The following is a 19,055-nucleotide window of genomic DNA, read 5'->3' as shown; positions in this document are numbered from 1 at the left end:
AATCTTTATATTAAAAAGCTTAAGTAAAATGTCCTATACCATTGAAAAAACTCGAGAATTGATATATTATTGAAACAGTTACGCTTTTAAGGCGATAACTGTTTCTTTATGCTTAATGTGAGGTAAAAATGGCAGGGAATAATAATAGAAAAAAAACAGCAAACAAAAGTAATAGAAAAAGCAGCAATAGCAGGAATTCTACAAAGAATACTGTAGGAAAGAAGACAGGTGCAAAGAGAACTACACGTAATAAGCAGGTTAAAGTTGAAAGAGAAGGCTTTTTAGCAGAGAACAAATATGAATTATTATTCATATTTACCAGTGTCATCTCAATTGTACTTTTACTTTCAAATTTTAATCTGGTTGGACCTGTAGGAAGAGGTATTAATAGCTTTCTTTTTGGCTGCATAGGTGTGATTACATGGGTATTTCCATTCTATGTTTTCTTTGCGTCTATTTTTATGTTGGCTAATGTAGGCAATAAGAGGGTTAGAAATAAAGTTATGGCAAGTGCAGGCCTGCTTTTAGCCTTTGGTGGTATATTTGAGCTTGCGTCATATGGAGACCTAAGTGACATTCCTTGGAAATCTCTATACACGATGTCTGTGGATAATAAAAACGGAGGAGGTTTCCTCGGAGGTGCTCTTGCTAAGATATTTAATCTTGGTCTTGCCCAGGTAGGAGCATACCTTTTGCTAATAGCGATAATTATAATGTTTGTTATTTATTTAACAGGAAGACTCATAACCTCTGTTATAAACGACAGGGTGACAGAAACCAGAGAGACTATAGCAGAATACAAGAATGAGGCCATGCTTGACGCTAGGGCAAAGGCTGAGGAGAAGCTAGCCAGAAGAAAAGAGCTAAGAGAAATAAGAAGGGCAGAAAGAGAGAGAATAAGACAGGCCAGAGCCGAAGAGGATGAGAGGCTTAGACAGGAGGAAATGGATAGAAAGAGGGCCATTTCGGAGGAAATCATCCAGGAAAGAATAAAGGCCAATATAGAAAACAAAAAGAAGCTTGAGGAGGCTGCAAAGCAGGAAGAAGCTAAGAAAGAAGAGGAAGAAGCAGCTACAAAAGAGAAGTCTGCGGATATGGGTAAAGAGACTGTAGATGATACTCCTATCGGAGAAGCTAAAGTGTCTGAAAAGAAAGAGGCTGCCCGCGAAAATCAAAAAACAACAGAGGAAGCTGCTGATATTAACAAAGAGGTAGAAGTAAAGGAGGTAGGCGAGACAGAAAAATCTCAGCTTTCTTTTCTGATTCATAGGGCAAATGAGGATAAGAAGATTTCTGAGGGTAAAGAAGATGAGTTTTACTTAAAAGAAATCAATGATAAGTTTGGTGATGGGGAAGGTTTGTGGAAGCCTGAAGGAGAAGAAGGAAAGATTGATGAAGGGCTTGATAATATAACAGAGACTAGTGGTATAGCAGAGTCTGATTATAAATCAGAGCATGGAGGTATAGTAGAGCCTGAAGTAAAGGCTGAAGCTTTGATTGAAGAAGAGGATAAGGAAGATTTAGAGGATGAAGCAGAAAATGAAGTAAGCTCTCATAAGCTTGATAAAAATTACTACGAAACAGATGAAAGCGATTTTGAAGATGATATAGACGAATATGAAGATTTGTTAGATGATGAGGATGAAGAAGAGCTAGTTCCTCAAAGGTCTATTCTTGAAATTGAAAAAGATAGGCTCCTTGAAAAGAAAACCATAACCGGCAATAAAGCGCTTGAGTCTTCATTTGGTGATGGTGGTAATAATAGTACCATCTCTACAGACATTTCAAATATTCCTGAAAATAGAAAAAGCTCTGTAAAAGAAGGAAGAGATGATGGCATAGAGCCGCTTATTCCGGATTTATCGGTTGAAAATCCACACGAACCGCCTAAGCCTTATGTATTCCCGCCTACTAGCCTTTTAAGTAAGGCTTGGGGTGATGATGAAGGGATAAGTGATGAAGAGCTACACGAAACTGCAAGAAAACTTCAGGAAACCCTGACAGCCTTTGGAGTAAATGTAAAGGTAACTGATGTCAGCTGTGGCCCATCTGTAACAAGGTATGAGCTTCAGCCTGAACAGGGGGTTAAGGTAAGCAAGATAACTGCACTTACTGATGACATTAAGTTAAATCTTGCGGCCGCAGATATTCGTATAGAGGCACCGATTCCGGGCAAGGCAGCAGTTGGAATAGAAGTACCTAACAAAAAGAACCTAATGGTGTATTTTAGGGATTTGATTGAGAACAAAGACTTTAATGAACACCAGTCTAAGCTTGCCTTTGCTGTAGGTAAGGATATAGGCGGACAGACTATGATATCTGATATAGCCAAGATGCCGCATCTCCTCATAGCGGGTGCAACAGGCTCAGGTAAGTCGGTATGTATCAATACGCTTATTATGAGCATACTATACAAGGCGAAGCCAAGTGAGGTAAAACTCATCATGGTGGATCCTAAGGTGGTTGAGCTTTCTGTATATAACGGAATACCTCATCTTTTGCTTCCTGTAGTAACCGATCCTAAGAAAGCTGCTGCAGCTCTAAACTGGGCGGTTGCGGAAATGAACAGGCGTTACAAGCTTTTCTCCGACATGAAGGTTAGAGAAATAAAAGGCTTTAACAAAAAGGTAGGAAAAGATTCGCCTGAATGGATGCCTCAGATAGTGATAATAGTAGACGAGCTTGCTGACCTTATGATGGTTTCATCAAAGGAGGTTGAAGAAGCTATATGCCGTCTTGCTCAGCTTGCAAGAGCAGCAGGTATCCATCTTGTGATTGCAACTCAGCGTCCAAGTGTAAATGTCATTACGGGTCTTATTAAGGCCAATGTACCTTCAAGAATAGCCTTTGCTGTTTCTTCTCAGGTGGATTCAAGGACAATTCTTGATGGAGCAGGAGCCGAAAAGCTCTTAGGTAAGGGGGATATGCTATTCTTCCCTTCAGGATATCCTAAGCCTGTGAGGGTTCAGGGAGCCTTTGTTTCGGATAATGAAGTCTCTGATGTAGTTGAATTTATCAAAGAAAACAATGATCCTGCTCACAAGGCGGCTGATATCACCGAGCAGGTAAACGCAGCTGCTCAGGTTGAGAGCATCAAAGAAGGAAATACACCTGCTGAAGAGGATGATGGCTATGATGCGTATTTTGAAGAAGCCGGGAAACTGGTAATAGACAAAGATAAGGCTTCTATAGGTATGTTTCAAAGGGTGTACAGAATAGGATTCAACAGGGCAGCCAGAATCATGGATCAACTTGCTGAAGCAGGAGTAGTAAGTGCTGAGGATGGAACCAAGCCTCGTAAGGTGCTTATGAGTAAGGATGATTTTGAAGCTTTCATAATGACCAGGCATTAATTAGATTTTTTGACATTAATAGCTATAAAATAGACACTTTTTTTGAATTGACAGAAAGGGCGTTTATTAGTTATGATTTAGATATATGAGGCATTTATAAGTAAAAAATATTAATTGCTATTAACTACAATAAACCACAAAGGGGATGGAATCTTATGAAGACTGATATTGAAATAGCTAAAGAAGCGGTGATGAAACCTATTGGCGAGGTGGCTGAAAAACTCGGCATTTCTTCAGATGAGCTTGAATTATATGGAAAGTATAAGGCTAAGCTCTCAGATGAGCTTTGGGACAGGATTAAAGACAATGAAGATGGAAAACTGATTCTCGTAACCGCTATCAATCCTACCCCTGCGGGTGAAGGAAAGACAACGGTCACCGTAGGTCTTGGTGAGGCATTTGAAAGACTTGGCAAAAAGGCTGTAATAGCACTTAGAGAGCCTTCTCTTGGACCTTGCTTTGGAGTAAAAGGCGGAGCAGCAGGCGGAGGCTATGCACAGGTAGTGCCTATGGAGGATTTAAATCTCCATTTTACAGGTGATTTTCATGCAATTACCTCTGCCAACAATTTACTTTCAGCCTTACTTGATAACCACATAAAACAGGGCAATTCTCTTGGTATAGATACCAACCAGATAGTGTGGAAACGCTGCCTTGATATGAACGACAGGGTACTTAGAAATGTAGTTGTTGGACTTGGGGCGTCAGCGGATGGTGTGGTTAGAGAGGATCACTTTGTAATCACAGTTGCATCCGAAATAATGGCTGTTCTCTGTCTTGCAAATGATATGAAGGATTTAAAAGAGAGACTTTCACGCATCATTGTGGCCTACAGCTTCGATGGAAAGCCTGTTACCGCAGGAGATTTGAATGCAGTAGGCTCTATGGCTGCTCTTCTTAAAGAAGCAATTAAGCCTAACCTGATTCAGACTATTGAACACAGTCCTGCTATTGTCCATGGCGGCCCATTTGCCAATATAGCCCATGGCTGTAACTCAGTAAGGGCAACAAAGACAGCCCTCAAACTTGCTGATTATGTTATCACTGAGGCAGGTTTTGGTGCTGACCTTGGTGCTGAGAAGTTTTTGGATATCAAATGCCGTATGGCCGGACTTAAACCTTCTGCAGTTGTACTTGTAGCCACTATCAGGGCTCTTAAGTACAACGGAGGAGTGGACAAGAAGGAACTTGGAGCAGAGAACCTTGAGGCTCTTAAAAAGGGAATAGTAAACCTTGAAAAGCATATAGAGAATCTTAAACAGTTCGGTGTTCCTGTCATGGTAACCCTCAATAAGTTTGTGTCAGATACCGAAGCAGAGCTTAAATTCGTAAAGGATTTCTGTGAGGAGAGAGGCTGTGACTTTGAGCTCGCAGAAGTTTGGGAAAAGGGAGGTCTCGGTGGAGAAGAGCTTGCAAAGAAAATAATTGCAACAATAGAGTCAAAGACAGCTGATTACGCTCCTATCTATGGGGATGAGCTTCCAATCAAAGAAAAGATAGAAACAATATGTACAAAAATCTATGGAGCATCTGGAGTGGACTTTGCACCAGCTGCAGACAAGATGATTAAGAAAATTGAAGAACTTGGCTTTGGCAGTTTCCCTGTATGTATGGCTAAGACACAGTATTCGCTCTCAGATAATGCCACTCTTCTTGGAAGACCTGAGGGCTTTAGAGTGACTGTAAGGGAGGCTTATGTATCAGCGGGTGCAGGCTTTGTAGTTGTACTTACAGGCAATATTATGACCATGCCGGGGCTTCCAAAGACACCTGCAGCGTTTAACATTGATGTGGATGATGACGGCAATATAGTTGGGCTGTTCTAAATATTATTGAGGAGTTTTTAAGATGTGGGAGATAGAAAAAGCGATTTTAATTACCAATAATGACAGAGTAATTGAAAAATTTGAAGATAAGATACATTGCATTATGTGCAAGGACTACGAGGAAGTTATGATAAAGACAAGGGATATGGTATATACAGGTCATAAACTGCTTACCCACCCTCAGGCATCAAGCCTTAAGCCTAACCAGACACTTTACCGCTCAATTATTGTCTACCCAAAGGAGGGGGAAGATAATACTGAAGATATTATGCTCATAGAAAAATGCGTAGAAACCTTTAGACAGTGGCAGGATATTGCAAAAAGTCCTGAAAGCTACCCTGAGAATGTGGCAAACGACTTCAAAACAATTGATTTATCTGTAATAGAAAATGTAATTCCAAGGATATGTTAAAAGGAGCGATTCAGAATGGATTATTTTAAAGGCCTCAATAGAAAAGACTATATAATAAAAGCCAATGAAATGATTAAAAGAGAAGGCATCGATTCTGTTTCAATAAGAAAACTGGCTAAGGAAATGAAGTGTTCGTCTGCAAATCTATACAGGTATTTTGCTAATCGTGATGAACTCATCTACTTTGCGCAGTTAGCTGAACTTAAAAACTATATCGTTTCTCTCAATACTGCAGAGAAAGTTTGGGATAATGTTTGGGAAAGATATGTGGGGGTTTGGTATTGCTACTGCATGGAAGCATTTAGGAAGCCTGTGGCTTATAATCTGCTGTTTTTTAACAATTATGAGATAGCACTTAGGGAAGCTATAGGAGAGTATTATCGTATGTTCCCTGAGGAGATTGATGAATCATCGACATCATTTCAGGCAATGCTTACTAATCCGGAATTTTTGGGGAGAGATTTTGAGATGTGTAAGCTTTGCATAGCTGATAATGCTATTACTTATGACAATGCTGTTATGCTTAACAGGATTGTATGTTTGTTATACAAAGGTTACCTAAAAACAATTATGGACAAGAAAATAACTGATGAGGATACAATCAATAATTATGTGTGGGATTATATTGATGATTGTGAACTTGTGGTTAAGGCACTTGCCTCAGATTTAAAGGGTTACACGAGCTACAAAACGGTTATTGCAAAATCTTGCAAATAAACCAAAAATTTTGCAAAAAATTGCAAATAAAATTGAATTACTGAATTATATATATATTAATCCAAACCCGCTCTCTATAGCAACTTGTCATAGAGGGTGGGTTTTTGCTGTGTTGTAAAAAAGTTGAAATAATTAATAAAAAATTACTAAAAACTATTGATTAATTACTAAAAATTATATAACATGTAGATGAACCAGATATTGTAATTTTAGTATGATGTCAGTTGATTTAGTTAAAATTTTAATAACTCATTCATTGTACCTTAATAGGATATCTTGGGTTTAGTTTTGCTAAAGGAGGACCTGCTTATGATGCCACGACCGGGATAATGATTACATTGTCTCACAGCACTAAATTTTACGTTAAAAATAACAAACAAACGAGAGGTACACATGAAAGATCATAATGCGTTTAGTTGGACAAGAGTTTTAATCCTTGCAGGTGCAGTAATTGCTTTTCAGATAGGCTCAGGCTTTGCTACCGGACAGGAGATAATTCAGTATTTTACTGCTTACGGAGTTGAGGGACTTTTAACTTTGGCGGTATTTTTCGTAACTTTTCTTTATTACAATATCAACTTTGCTAAAGCAGGTGCAGAAGAGCATTTTGAAAAGGGTAATGATATTTACAAATTTTACTGTGGAAAATATGTAGGTACCTTTTGTGACTATTATTCAACAATCTTTTGCTATATGTCGTTTTGGGTAATGGTAGGTGGTGCTGCTTCAACACTTAATCAGGAATACGGTCTTCCTCTTTGGATTGGTGCTGTAATCCTGGTTGTTCTTACAGCTGTAACTGTCGCCGGCGGCCTTGATTTCTTAGTAGATGCCATAGGTATAGTTGGACCAATTATTGTTGTAATTTGTATTGTTATCGGAATCATCACTTTAGTAAAAGATGGTGGTGATGTTCAAGCGGGACTTGATACTATTAAAAATGGTACCTTTGCTGGAGTAAAAGCAGGTGAGACCATTAAAAATGCCGGCCCTAACTGGCTCATATCAGGACTTTCATATGCAGGCTTTGCTCTTCTTTGGTTTGCAAGCTTTATGACAGCACTTGGTACAAAGAATTCTAAGAAGAATCTATATTACGGCATTATAGGTGGAACAATTGCAGTGTCTGTGGCTATTGCACTCATTTCTTTTGCACAGATAGCCAATATCAATACACCTAATTCAGATGGAAGCATATATGTATGGGATGCTGCAATTCCAAATCTCATTCTTGCAATGAAGATATGGAAGCCGTTCTCTGCCATCTTTGCTGTAATAGTATTTGCGGGTATTTATACTTCTGCAGTGCCTCTTCTTTACAATCCCGCTTCGAGATTTGCTAAAGAGGGCACACCAAGGTTTAAAATACTTACAATTGTGCTTGCAGTTATAGGTCTTATTGTAGGACTTTTCCTCCCATTTAAGATGCTTGTAAACTATATCTATGTATTGAATGGTTATGTAGGAGCGTTGCTTGTCATATTTATGATATGGAAGAATATCAAAGATACTTTCTTGAAGAAAAAGGAAGCTTAATTTATTAAAATTGGTATTTTACATTGAAGTCTATTTATAGAAAAATGCAATAAGTAACACTATTTATTGTAAGAAATGCACAAAAATTTAGAAATCACTCTCTGAAAACAAGCGGTTTTTGGAGGGTGACTTCGTTAAAATGCCAAATTTATTTAAATTGACAGATAAAGCTTGAAATTATAATCAAAATTGTGTATTCTATACATGAAATAAGTTATCATGATTACATAATAGATAACAGAAAACTAAAGCTTAATTTTTTTTAGAAAGATGTTATCGCGATAAAAATTTATTTGTGCAACACAGATATTTTTTATTTTTATAAATAAGTTATCGTGATTACTAAAATTATATAAGGAGGGATTTACCTATGAAATTGGAACTTGGAAAAATCAGAATCGATGATATCCAGTTCGCAGACAAGACTTATGTTAAAGATCACGTTCTCTACGTTAACAAAGAAGAAGTAGAGAAGCTTGTTCTTGAAGACGATAAGCTAAAAGGCTGCAAACTTGATATCGCAAGACCGGGAGAGAAGACAAGAATTACTCCTGTTAAGGATGTAATTGAGCCAAGAGTTAAAGTAAGCGGTGGTGGAAATATCTTCCCTGGTGTTATCGGAAAGGTTAGTCCTACAGTTGGAGAAGGAAGAACTCACGCACTTGATGGTTGCTGCGTAGTTACTGTAGGAAGGATTGTTGGTTTCCAGGAAGGTGTAATCGATATGAGCGGCGTTGCTGCTGATTACTGTCCATTCTCAAAAACAGTTAACCTTTGTGTAGTAATCGAGCCTCAGGAAGGTTTAGAGACTCACGTATATGAGAAGGCAGGACGTATGGCCGGCCTTAAGGTTGCTGCTTATCTTGGCGAGGCAGGAAAGGAAGTAGAGCCTGATACACTTGAGACATTTGAAACAAAGCCTATATTTGAACAGGCTGCTATGTATCCTAATCTTCCAAAAGTTGGTTACGTTCACATGCTTCAGTCACAGGGTCTGCTCCATGACACATATTACTACGGAGTAGATGCTAAACAGTTCATTCCTACCTATATGTATCCACAGGAAATTATGGACGGTGCTATCGTTTCCGGTAACTGTGTTGCTCCTTGTGATAAGGTTACAACATATCATCATTTCCACAATCCTGTTATTGAAGATTGCTTCAAGCATCACGGAAAAGATATCAACTTCATGGGCGTTATATTAACCAATGAGAATGTATTCCTTGCAGATAAGGAAAGACATTCTGATATGGTAGCTAAGCTCGCTGAGTGGATGGGACTTGACGGTGTTCTTATTACAGAGGAAGGCTATGGTAACCCTGATACAGACCTTATGATGAACTGTAAGAAGGTTCAGAGAAAGGGTGTTGACGTTGTTCTTATAACTGATGAATTCCCTGGAAAAGATGGAAAGAGCCAGTCTCTTGCAGACGTTTGCGATGAGGCAAATGCACTTGCATCTTGCGGACAGGGTAATATGACATTACAGTTCCCTAAGATGGACAAGATAATCGGTACTATGGATTACATCGAGAATCAGATCGGTGGATGGGCTGGATGCGTTAACCCTGATGGTTCATTTGAGGCTGAGATTCAGATTATCATTGCTTCTACAATTGCTAACGGATTTAATAAGCTCGCAGCAAGAGGGTATTAATTAATAATTATGGAGGGAAATGAAATGGCAAAGTATAAAATTGTACATTATATAAATCAGTTCTTTGCCGGCATCGGTGGTGAAGACAAAGCCGACTTTAAGCCGGAAGTAAGAGAAGAAGTTATCGGACCTGGTATAGCACTTCAGGCTGAGCTTGGCGATGACTATCAGATAGTTGCTACAGTAATCTGTGGTGACAACTATTTCGGAGAAAACCTTGAAACAGCAACTGACATAATAGTTGAAATGGTTAAGAAATACAATCCTGATGTGTTCGTAGCAGGACCATCATTTAACGCAGGACGTTATGGTGTGGCTTGTGGTACTATCTGTAAGGCTGTTGAAGAGAGACTTGGATGCAGTGTCATTACAGCTTCTTATGAAGAAAACCCTGGTGTTGATATGTTCCGTAAGGACATCATCACAGTTAAGACAGGTAACTCAGCAGCTACAATGAAGAAGTCTGTTGGTAATCTTGCTACCCTTATCAAGAAGCTTGCGACAGGTGAAGAGATTTTAGGACCTGTTGAAGAAGGTTATCACGAGAGAGGCATCCGTGTTAACTACTTTGCAGAGGAAAGGGGTTCTGCTAGAGCTATAAAGATGCTTGTTAAGAAAATGAAGGGCGAGGAGTTCTCTACAGATCTTCCTATGCCTAAGTTTGATAGAGTTGATCCTGCAGCTCCTGTTAAGGATATCAAAAAAGCTAAGATTGCTATCGTTACATCTGGTGGTGTGGTTCCACAGGGCAACCCTGATCACATTGAGTCTTCAAATGCTACCAAGTACGGTGCATATTCAATCGAAGGAATGCAGGCACTTTCACCAAAGGATTTCACAACAATACATGGTGGATACGACAGACAGTTTGTTATGGAGAATCCTAACCTTGTAGTACCTCTTGATGTACTTAGAGAGTTAGAGGCAGCCGGTGAATTTGGTGAGCTTTACAATACATTCTTTACTACAACAGGTACCGGTACAGCTACAGGTTCTGCAGCAAAGATGGGAACTGAGATTGGTAAGATACTTGTTGATGACCACGTAGACGCTGTTATTCTTGTCAGCACGTGAGGCACCTGTACACGTTGCGGTGCAACGATGGTTAAAGGTATCGAGAGATATGGCATTCCGGTAGTACATATGGCTACAGTTGTTCCTATTTCACTTACAATTGGTGCTAACAGAATTATTCCTGGTGTTGGTATTCCTTATCCACTTGGAGATCCTACACAGGGTGAGGTTGATTCCAAGAAGATTCGTGAAAAGATGGTTAGAAGAGCTCTTAGAACATTACAGACACCTGTTACAGAGCAGACTGTATTTGAAACTGATAACTTCTAATTAAAATGATATAGGCCCGGATTTGTAGATATGAACATAATAATATAAAGGTTGTATCGTAGAATCCGGGCTATTTTGTTAATTGAATCCTTGTATCCGTATTCTGGCCTGCAGACAGTTTCAGTCCCAGCTGTGATAGTTTGAGGGGAGGTCGGTTGGATTTGATTAATCTACTTTTCGGAGACGCAATTATTTAAATAATTACATAGTGGGGTATATTATATGGGACAAGATAATAATGCAGTAAGTTGGAAAAGAGTTATAATCCTTGCTGGTGCTGTTATTGCATTTACGATTGGTTCAGGCTTTGCAACCGGTCAGGAAATCATTCAGTATTATACAGCTTATGGTGTCAAAGGACTTTTGGCTTTGCTTGTTTTCTTTGTTGCTTTCCTTTACTACAATTACAACTTTGCTAAGGCTGGAGCAGAAGAAAAATTTGAAAAGTCAAATGATATTTACAAATATTACTGCGGAAAGTATGTAGGTACTTTCTGTGACTATTACTCAACAATCTTCTGTTATATGTCATTTTGGGTAATGGTTGGTGGTGCAGCTTCAACTCTTAATCAGGAATATAATCTTCCTCTTTGGGTTGGTGCGGTAATCTTAGTTGTAATTACAACTATAACAGTTATAGGTGGACTTAACTCACTCGTAGATGCAATTGGTATAGTTGGTCCTATCATAGTTGTACTTTGTATAGCTATCGGTGTTATAACCGTTATAAGAGACGGCGGCAATATTCAGGCCGGTCTTGATGTCATTGCAAATGGTACTTATGAAGGAGCAGCAGCAGGAGAGACAATTAAGAATGCAGGTTCTACCTGGCTTGCTTCAGGTCTTTCATACGCAGGTTTCGTTCTTCTTTGGTTTGCAAGCTTTACAGCTGCTCTTGGTGCAAAGAATACTAAGAAGAACCTTAACTACGGTATCATCGGTGGTACTCTTGCAGTTTGTATAGCAATCATCCTTGTTTCTTTCGCACAGATTTCAAATATCAACACACCTAGTGCTGATGGAAGCGTTTATGTATGGAATGCAGCTATTCCTAACCTCATTCTTGCAATGAAGATATGGAAGCCATTCTCAGCTATATTTGCTGTAGTAGTATTTGCAGGTATTTACACAACAGCAGTGCCTCTTCTTTACAATCCTGCTTCAAGATTTGCTAAAGAGGGTACAAGCCAGTTTAAGCTACTTACAGTAATACTTGCAGTTGTTGGTTTGGTAGTAGGACTCTTCCTCCCATTTAAGGTGCTTGTAAATTACATTTACGTATTAAATGGTTATGTAGGAGCAGTACTTATTATATTCATGGTATGGAAGAATATCAAAGATACCTTCCTTAAGAAAAAGAATGCCTAATTGAAACCAAAAGAAAGCCCTGTCGCCAATAGGTGACGAGGCTTTCTTTATGCGTATAATGGTTAAAAATAATAAATTCTTATGTAAGCAAGTTAAGGTAGGATTTTATACATTCTACAGTTAAATTATAAATTCAAATTATCCCTCAAATCTTCCCTGTTCCAGAGTGTAACCATGGCCTCCTTTGCTACATCTATGACCTCAGGTGAGAATCTGGAGGTGGTTATCATCATGCCCTGAGTACAGGCTCTTTGTTTCATTTCAAGTGTAAAGTTGTTAAAATCATCTATATCAATTACTTTGTCGGTAGTTATTATAAGTACGGCACCTCTTTCTGTAAATGACTCACCATTTCTGGTGCCATTCCTTGTACAGACAAAATGGCTTCCTGGGAATTCAGACTCGTATGGCTCCAGTGCGAAGCCTCTTCCGGTATAAAGGGCAGTTATCTTTGTCGTAAGGTCTTCCTCTGAAATAGCTTCTACCTTTTGCATTTTGCTATAAGCTTCGGCTTCGGTTCCATATTTTTTTCCGAGTATCTTTGTGAGGATGGGTGCAAGTACAAGTAACACAAGACAAATTCCTATGTTAAAGGGTGTAAGCCCGCCAAATCTTATGCCTATTAACACAAGTAAAACGATTGCAAACAAAAAGAAATAAATCTCAAACCTCTTATTATTCATCTTCATTATTCCCCTTGACTAATCTATATCTGTTATTAAGCTTATATTTGAAAAGCTTTCGAAAGAATATAATACACTAGTTTAGTCTAAGTGTCAAAAGCATAAAATTCGATTGTGGATTGCATGCAAGAACATTTTTATATTGTGACACACACATCATATAATACTTTTTATATTATTCCCAGCTTTATTAGAAAATGTAAAAAGTAACCAAGAGAAATATAATAATTGCTAATGTAGATATTTTTACTTATAAGTGATATAGTATAATCATAGATTATTATTAAAGCCTACTTATGAAAGGAAGGAAGATTATGAAAGAGTATGCTCCTGTTAAAGAAGGAAAGATTAGAGAAGTTTATGATATAGGTGACAGCCTGATTATGGTTGCGACTGATAGAATATCAGCGTTTGACCACATATTAAAGAACAAAATAGTTGATAAGGGGGCAATACTTACCCTTATGTCAAAGTTTTGGTTTGATTTTACGAAGGATATTCTTCCTAACCATATGATTAGTGTAGATGTGAACGATATGCCTGAGTATTTTAGAAAGCCTGAGTTTACAGGTAACAGCATGAAGGTTAAGAAGCTTCACATGCTTCCGCTTGAGTGCATAGTCCGTGGCTATATCACAGGAAGTGGCTGGGCAAGCTATAAGGAAAATGGAACGGTTTGTGGTATTAAGCTTCCTGAGGGACTTAAGGAGTCAGAGAAGCTTCCTGAGCCTATATACACACCAAGTACAAAGGCTGAGATAGGACTTCATGATGAAAATATATCTTACGAGCAGAGTATAAAGGTACTGGAAAAGGAGTTTCCGGGTAAGGGAGAGGAATATGCATCAAAGCTTAAAGATGCTACTATAGCTCTCTACAAGAAATGTGCTGATTACGCACTTTCAAAGGGAATTATAATTGCAGACACCAAGTTTGAATTCGGTCTTGATGAGAATGACAATATTGTAATTGGTGATGAGATGCTAACTCCAGACAGCTCCAGATTCTGGCCTCTTGAGGGCTTCAAGGTGGGAGCAGGACAGCCTTCTTATGATAAGCAGTATGTAAGAGACTGGCTCAAAGCTAATCCTGACAGCGATTATCTTCTTCCTGAGGATGTAATTGAGAAGACTATAGAGAAGTACAAGGAGGCATTTAAGCTGCTTACAGGAGAGGATTTCAAGAGATAATATCATAACTTGATGGATATTGCCACATAATAAGATAACATTACAATTGTGTATAATGATGTGATTGTCAAAAGCACTTGATAATACGTGTTAATACCGATAGGCTCAGTATTTGGCTTATCGGTATTTGCATTAATGTAATAATATCTGTTTATCACAGTAAAAACACAATTATATGATACACTTATTAAGAAGTTGAAAATACCTAATTATGCTTAAAAACTTGACAAAATACTGTCAAATGATATCATTTTATAAACTGGCATAGTAGTCAGTGGCATCCGCGTTATAACTATAAACTAAAATAAGAATGGAGGTGTAAGATGTTAGTTATACCTATTTACAATACAATAATTTTGCCTGACGTGCAGTACAATCTCGAGCCAGATTCACTTACAGACAGAGAAAAAAGCACATTAAAGGTAGAAGATACAGTAATACTTTTACCACTTAAGGAAGAGAAGACTAGAGAAGAAATTAGAGCAGAGGATTTTTATCCGATAGGGTTAACAGGTGTTATTAAGGGGATTAGAAATACTGATGGTGATTTGATTATGGCTGTAAGAACTGAACTAAAGGTAAAGGTAGTTAACCTTGTAGCAAACAGAGAGGTTCTAAACGCAGAGTATGAGATTATCTATGACGAGGCTGATATAGATGAAAGAGAGCAAAGAGCCGTATTTAATATGGTTTTAGAGAATCTTGCGCAGATTTCTTCGTATTTTCAGTGGGGAAGCTGGGCTATGCGTTTTTCTGAAAAGCTTGATAATGTCAACGAAGTCATAAGCATAGTAGGGCCTTATACAGACTTAACAGTAGAAGAAAAGTACGCTATGCTTGAAACAGACTCACTTATGGAGAGGTATCATCTCATCTCAGAGGCAATGCTTAAGTATAAGGATCTGGTTGAACTTCAGGTAGATATTAACAAGAAAATCCAGGACAAGCAGGGTGACAATTACAGGGAAAGTATGATTAGGAGGCAGATAGAACTGCTTAATGACGAACTTTCCGAATATAATCAGGATGAACTCTCGGATGTAAAGAGGCTTGAAAGTAAAATAGAAGAAGCGGGCTTTCCTGAAGAGGTTAAAGTTGAGATAGACAGGGTATTTAACAAATTTAAGCAGATGGGAAGTGATGACCACGAATATGGCTCCACACTTGAATATCTGGAGTTTGTTACTGCCCTTAGTTGGAAGACTGAAGAAGAACAGGAAATAGATATCAAAAGGGCAAAGGAAATACTTAATAAGAGCCATCATGGCCTTAAGAAGCCTAAAGAAAGAGTTACCGAGCAGATTGCAGTAATGGCACTTAAGAAGCAAAATGCAGGCTCCATCATTCTGTTTACCGGTGCACCGGGAACCGGCAAAACAAGTATGGGTAAGGCTATAGCTGAGGCGCTTGGTAGAAAGTATATAAGAATCAGCCTTGGAGGAATAAAGGATGAGGCTGAGATAAGAGGACATCGAAGAACCTATGTAGGTGCAATGCCGGGACGTATAATGGAGAGTATCAAGCGTTCAGGTGTAAACAATCCTGTAATTGTCCTTGATGAGATAGATAAGCTGGGTTATGGAAGCTTCAATGGCGATCCTGAGAGCGCACTTCTTGAGGTACTTGATCCTGAGCAGAATGTAACCTTTACAGACCATTATATGAATGTGCCTTATGATCTCTCTAAGGTACTGTTTATCTGCACAGCTAACAGCATAGATGAGATGAGTGAGCCCCTCCTTGACAGAATGGAGATAATAGAGCTTTCGGGCTATACTGCGGAAGAGAAATTCCATATTGCTAAAGAGCACCTTATGTCTAAATCACTTGAAGAGACAGGACTTTTAAAGAAAAATATTGGAATTTCCGATGCCGTACTTAAAAATATAATAGCCAATTACACTATGGAAGCGGGAGTAAGAGGGCTTAAGAAGCAGATAGACAAGCTGATGAGACAGGCAGCAGTTAAGATTCTTGAAAAAGAAGTTGAAAAGGTTGTAATAAAGAAAGAAGATCTTCCTAAACTACTTGGCAATAAAAAGGCTCTTCACGATAAGGTGCTTAAACACAATATTCCGGGCGTAGTAACGGGACTTGCTTGGACTCAGGCAGGAGGAGAAATCCTCTTTATAGAAACTACGGCATTTACAGGAACAGGACAGATTGTAATTACAGGACAGCTTGGAGATGTTATGAAGGAGTCTGCAACTATAGCTGTAAACCTTGTAAAATCATTATTATTTGAAAAGAAAATTGATTTTAGAGACAAAGACATACATATCCATGTGCCATCAGGCTCTGTACCCAAGGATGGTCCATCTGCAGGAATAACTATGTTTACTGCAATAATTTCATTGGTGCTTGGCATTAAGGTGGATTCTCTGCTTGCGATGACCGGAGAGATATCTCTAAGGGGACAGGTTCTTCCTATAGGAGGGCTTCCTGAAAAACTGATGGCGGCAGAAAGAGCCGGTATAAAGAAGGTACTCATACCGCTGTCAAATAAAGAGGACCTTATCGATGTACCTGAGTCAACTAAGAAATCACTTGAGATAGTACTTGTAGACACAGTTACTGATGTCGCAAAAGAAGCACTTGGACTCTCGTTCTATCCTAATAATAAGGGATTTTTTAAGGATATAAATAAAAAGATAAAAAATGAAGATAAGGAGAAAGTTGTAATACCGGTTAAGAGGAAAAATAAGAATTCTGATTTTATAGCCAATTAAGCAGTATTGTCGTTTAAAATATCTTGAAAAAACTTATAAAATGTGTCATTATAAGTGGAACAAGAGGTGTTAGTTAACTATCAAGTAAAGAAAGGTAAAGAATGAAATTTATAAGGTTAAATAAGGCAACAGTCAGATGTATTCTTACAACTGAAGACTTGGAAGAGTACGGAATTGGCATTGATGACTTTATTGAACAAAATGATCAGGTTTCTGACTTTATCCAAGAACTACTTGAAAAAGCAGGCGCTGAAGTTGGAAATGTTTCCCAAAGTGGTATGGTAACTCTTGGGATAATGCAGATGCCGGGTGGAAAAGTGTCTATAACCATAACAGATGCAGGTGCTGAGGACGCTATGGAAGGCGGTATGGCAGACAGACTTGAATCATTGTTTAAGAAGATGTCACAGGTTGACCAACTCCGTCAGTTCATCAGTGAAATGGGGGCCCTTAGGGAAAGTAAGGAAGATGAGGAGAAGTCTCCGGAAAAGCTGATTACCGATTCAATCGTAGGGTTGGATGGAGAAAAAACAACTACAGTATTGCATTTTGACACACTTGATGATATAACTGAATATGCAAAGTCTATCTCTTATGGCAGACCTATAAAAAGTGATCTGTATAAGGTGGATGACGGCTTTATTTTGGTAGTGCATAAGGCCTCGATGTCAATGCTTTCGTATGCAAAGATTTGCTTTTCAGCCATTGACTATGGGGCAACGATAAATAATGTGCCTACACTTGAAGCCTTCCTGATGGAACATGGCAACTTGCTTATAGCAAGAAAAGCAATTCAGGTTATGAGAAATATTTAGTTCTTTTGACCTTTGCTAAAACTTAATAATATTCTTAAGCCCTGTGCAAGCTTGCTTGTTATAGGGTTTAAGGTGTTTAAGGCTGTATTTAAAAATATACTTTATAGGAGTGGCATTATGTTAGATATCAGATTTGTCAGAGAGAACCCGGACGTAGTTAAGCAGAACATCAGAAATAAATTTCAGGATGAAAAGCTTCCTTTGGTAAAAGAAGTGATTGAGCTTGATGAGAGATCCAGAGAATTAAAAACAAAGGGAGACAGCCTTCGTGCTGAAAAGAACAAGCTAAGTAAGCAGATTGGCGCTTGCATGGCTAAGGGCATGAAGGATGAGGCTGAGGAGCTTAAGAGAAGAGTAGCTGCTGATGCCGAAGAACTTGAATCTATGGAAAAAGAGCAGGCTGAACTTGATGAGAAAATCAAGAAAATAATGATGACTATACCTAACATAATAGATGAAAGCGTACCTATTGGTAGGGATGATTCCCAGAATGTAGAGGTTCAGAAGTTTGGGGAACCTAGGGTGCCTAAATTTGAGATACCTTATCATACCCAGATTATGGAAAGCTTTGAGGGTATTGACCTTGAAAGTGCAGGCAGGGTTGCGGGTAATGGTTTCTATTATCTTCTTGGTGATATTGCAAGACTACACTCAGCTGTACTTTCTTATGCAAGAGACTTTATGATAGATAGGGGATTTACCTATTGCGTGCCTCCTTTTATGATAAGAAGTGATGTCGTAACCGGTGTTATGAGTTTTGCTGAAATGGATGCCATGATGTACAAGATTGAAGGTGAAGACCTTTATCTCATTGGTACAAGTGAGCATTCTATGATAGGACGTTTTATTGGTCAGATGCTTGACGAAGAAAGTCTTCCACAGAAATTTACCAGCTATTCACCATGTTTTCGTAAGGAAAAGGGTGCTCATGGCATAGAGGAAAGAGGAGTTTACCGCATCCACCAGTTTGAAAAGCAGGAGATGATAGTAGTATGTAAGCCGGAAGATGCTATGAAATGGTATGATAAGATGTGGCAGAATACAGTAGACCTCTTTAGAAGCCTTGATATTCCTGTAAGAACTCTGGAGTGCTGTTCAGGCGATCTTGCTGACCTCAAGGTTAAGTCAGTTGATGTTGAGGCTTGGAGTCCTAGACAGCAGAAGTATTTTGAGGTAGGAAGCTGTTCTAATCTCGGTGATGCTCAGGCTAGAAGACTTGGTATAAGAGTACGTAACAAGAGTGGCAATTATTTTGCAACCACACTCAACAATACTGTTGCTGCTCCACCTCGTATGCTCATTGCCTTCCTTGAGAATAATCTTAATGAAGATGGAAGCGTGAACATTCCTGAGGTACTAAGACCATATATGGGTGGCAAGGAAAAGCTTGTTCCTAAGAAGAAATAAGAAATGTTATCCTTT

The 19,055-nt window shown here is 38.7% G+C and carries 13 protein-coding genes; 12 read left to right on the top strand and 1 reads right to left on the bottom strand.

The window, feature by feature from the left end; translation table 11 throughout:
- Nucleotides 1–128 precede the first annotated feature (128 nt).
- The 8 genes from ACO6HM_RS10405 (at nucleotide 129) to ACO6HM_RS10370 (ending at nucleotide 12,216) form a co-directional block, all read left to right on the top strand.
- A complete protein-coding gene (locus ACO6HM_RS10405) occupies nucleotides 129–3,353 on the top strand; it encodes a DNA translocase FtsK (RefSeq protein ID WP_485390981.1) in 3,225 nt (1,074 codons plus the stop codon).
- Between the two features lie 155 nt (nucleotides 3,354–3,508).
- Nucleotides 3,509–5,179, top strand: coding sequence for a formate--tetrahydrofolate ligase (locus ACO6HM_RS10400; RefSeq protein ID WP_485390980.1), 1,671 nt, complete (start codon nucleotides 3,509–3,511; stop codon nucleotides 5,177–5,179).
- Nucleotides 5,180–5,201: 22 nt separating this feature from the next.
- Nucleotides 5,202–5,591, top strand: coding sequence for a GrdX family protein (locus ACO6HM_RS10395; protein WP_485390979.1), 390 nt, complete (start codon nucleotides 5,202–5,204; stop codon nucleotides 5,589–5,591).
- A gap of 15 nt (nucleotides 5,592–5,606) precedes the next feature.
- Nucleotides 5,607–6,308, top strand: coding sequence for a TetR/AcrR family transcriptional regulator (locus ACO6HM_RS10390; RefSeq protein ID WP_485390978.1), 702 nt, complete (start codon nucleotides 5,607–5,609; stop codon nucleotides 6,306–6,308).
- Nucleotides 6,309–6,701: 393 nt separating this feature from the next.
- Nucleotides 6,702–7,844, top strand: coding sequence for a YkvI family membrane protein (locus ACO6HM_RS10385; RefSeq protein WP_485390977.1), 1,143 nt, complete (start codon nucleotides 6,702–6,704; stop codon nucleotides 7,842–7,844).
- Between the two features lie 370 nt (nucleotides 7,845–8,214).
- Complete coding sequence (grdG, locus tag ACO6HM_RS10380; RefSeq protein WP_485390976.1) at nucleotides 8,215–9,504, top strand: sarcosine reductase complex component B subunit alpha; 1,290 nt, start codon at nucleotides 8,215–8,217, stop codon at nucleotides 9,502–9,504.
- Between the two features lie 9 nt (nucleotides 9,505–9,513).
- Nucleotides 9,514–10,848: a sarcosine reductase complex component B subunit beta gene (gene grdF / locus ACO6HM_RS10375; RefSeq protein WP_485390975.1), complete on the top strand. Its 1,335-nt coding sequence runs from the start codon at nucleotides 9,514–9,516 to the stop codon at nucleotides 10,846–10,848.
- A gap of 222 nt (nucleotides 10,849–11,070) precedes the next feature.
- The gene (locus ACO6HM_RS10370) at nucleotides 11,071–12,216 is read left to right on the top strand and encodes a YkvI family membrane protein (RefSeq protein ID WP_485390974.1); all 1,146 of its coding nucleotides are present in this window, start codon (nucleotides 11,071–11,073) and stop codon (nucleotides 12,214–12,216) included.
- 125 nt (nucleotides 12,217–12,341) lie between these two features.
- On the opposite strand, the gene ACO6HM_RS10365 is transcribed toward ACO6HM_RS10370, so the two are convergent.
- Nucleotides 12,342–12,905 carry a restriction endonuclease gene (locus ACO6HM_RS10365; RefSeq protein WP_485390973.1) on the bottom strand — a complete coding sequence of 188 codons (564 nt, stop codon included), beginning with the start codon at nucleotides 12,903–12,905 and terminating at the stop codon, nucleotides 12,342–12,344.
- 308 nt (nucleotides 12,906–13,213) lie between these two features.
- Between ACO6HM_RS10365 and ACO6HM_RS10360 the strand changes: the two genes are divergently transcribed.
- From ACO6HM_RS10360 to serS, 4 genes are all read left to right on the top strand, one after another.
- Nucleotides 13,214–14,089, top strand: coding sequence for a phosphoribosylaminoimidazolesuccinocarboxamide synthase (locus tag ACO6HM_RS10360; RefSeq protein WP_485390972.1), 876 nt, complete (start codon nucleotides 13,214–13,216; stop codon nucleotides 14,087–14,089).
- 323 nt (nucleotides 14,090–14,412) lie between these two features.
- A complete protein-coding gene (gene lon, locus ACO6HM_RS10355) occupies nucleotides 14,413–16,818 on the top strand; it encodes an endopeptidase La (protein ID WP_485390971.1) in 2,406 nt (801 codons plus the stop codon).
- A gap of 101 nt (nucleotides 16,819–16,919) precedes the next feature.
- Nucleotides 16,920–17,633, top strand: coding sequence for an adaptor protein MecA (locus ACO6HM_RS10350; RefSeq protein WP_485390970.1), 714 nt, complete (start codon nucleotides 16,920–16,922; stop codon nucleotides 17,631–17,633).
- Nucleotides 17,634–17,750: 117 nt separating this feature from the next.
- The gene (serS, locus tag ACO6HM_RS10345) at nucleotides 17,751–19,040 is read left to right on the top strand and encodes a serine--tRNA ligase (RefSeq protein WP_485390969.1); all 1,290 of its coding nucleotides are present in this window, start codon (nucleotides 17,751–17,753) and stop codon (nucleotides 19,038–19,040) included.
- Nucleotides 19,041–19,055 lie beyond the last annotated feature (15 nt).

Source organism: Catonella sp. (assembly GCF_057250765.1).
The sequence above is the reverse complement of the archived record's forward strand: the minus strand, read 5'-3'. Positions and strand labels throughout refer to the sequence as shown.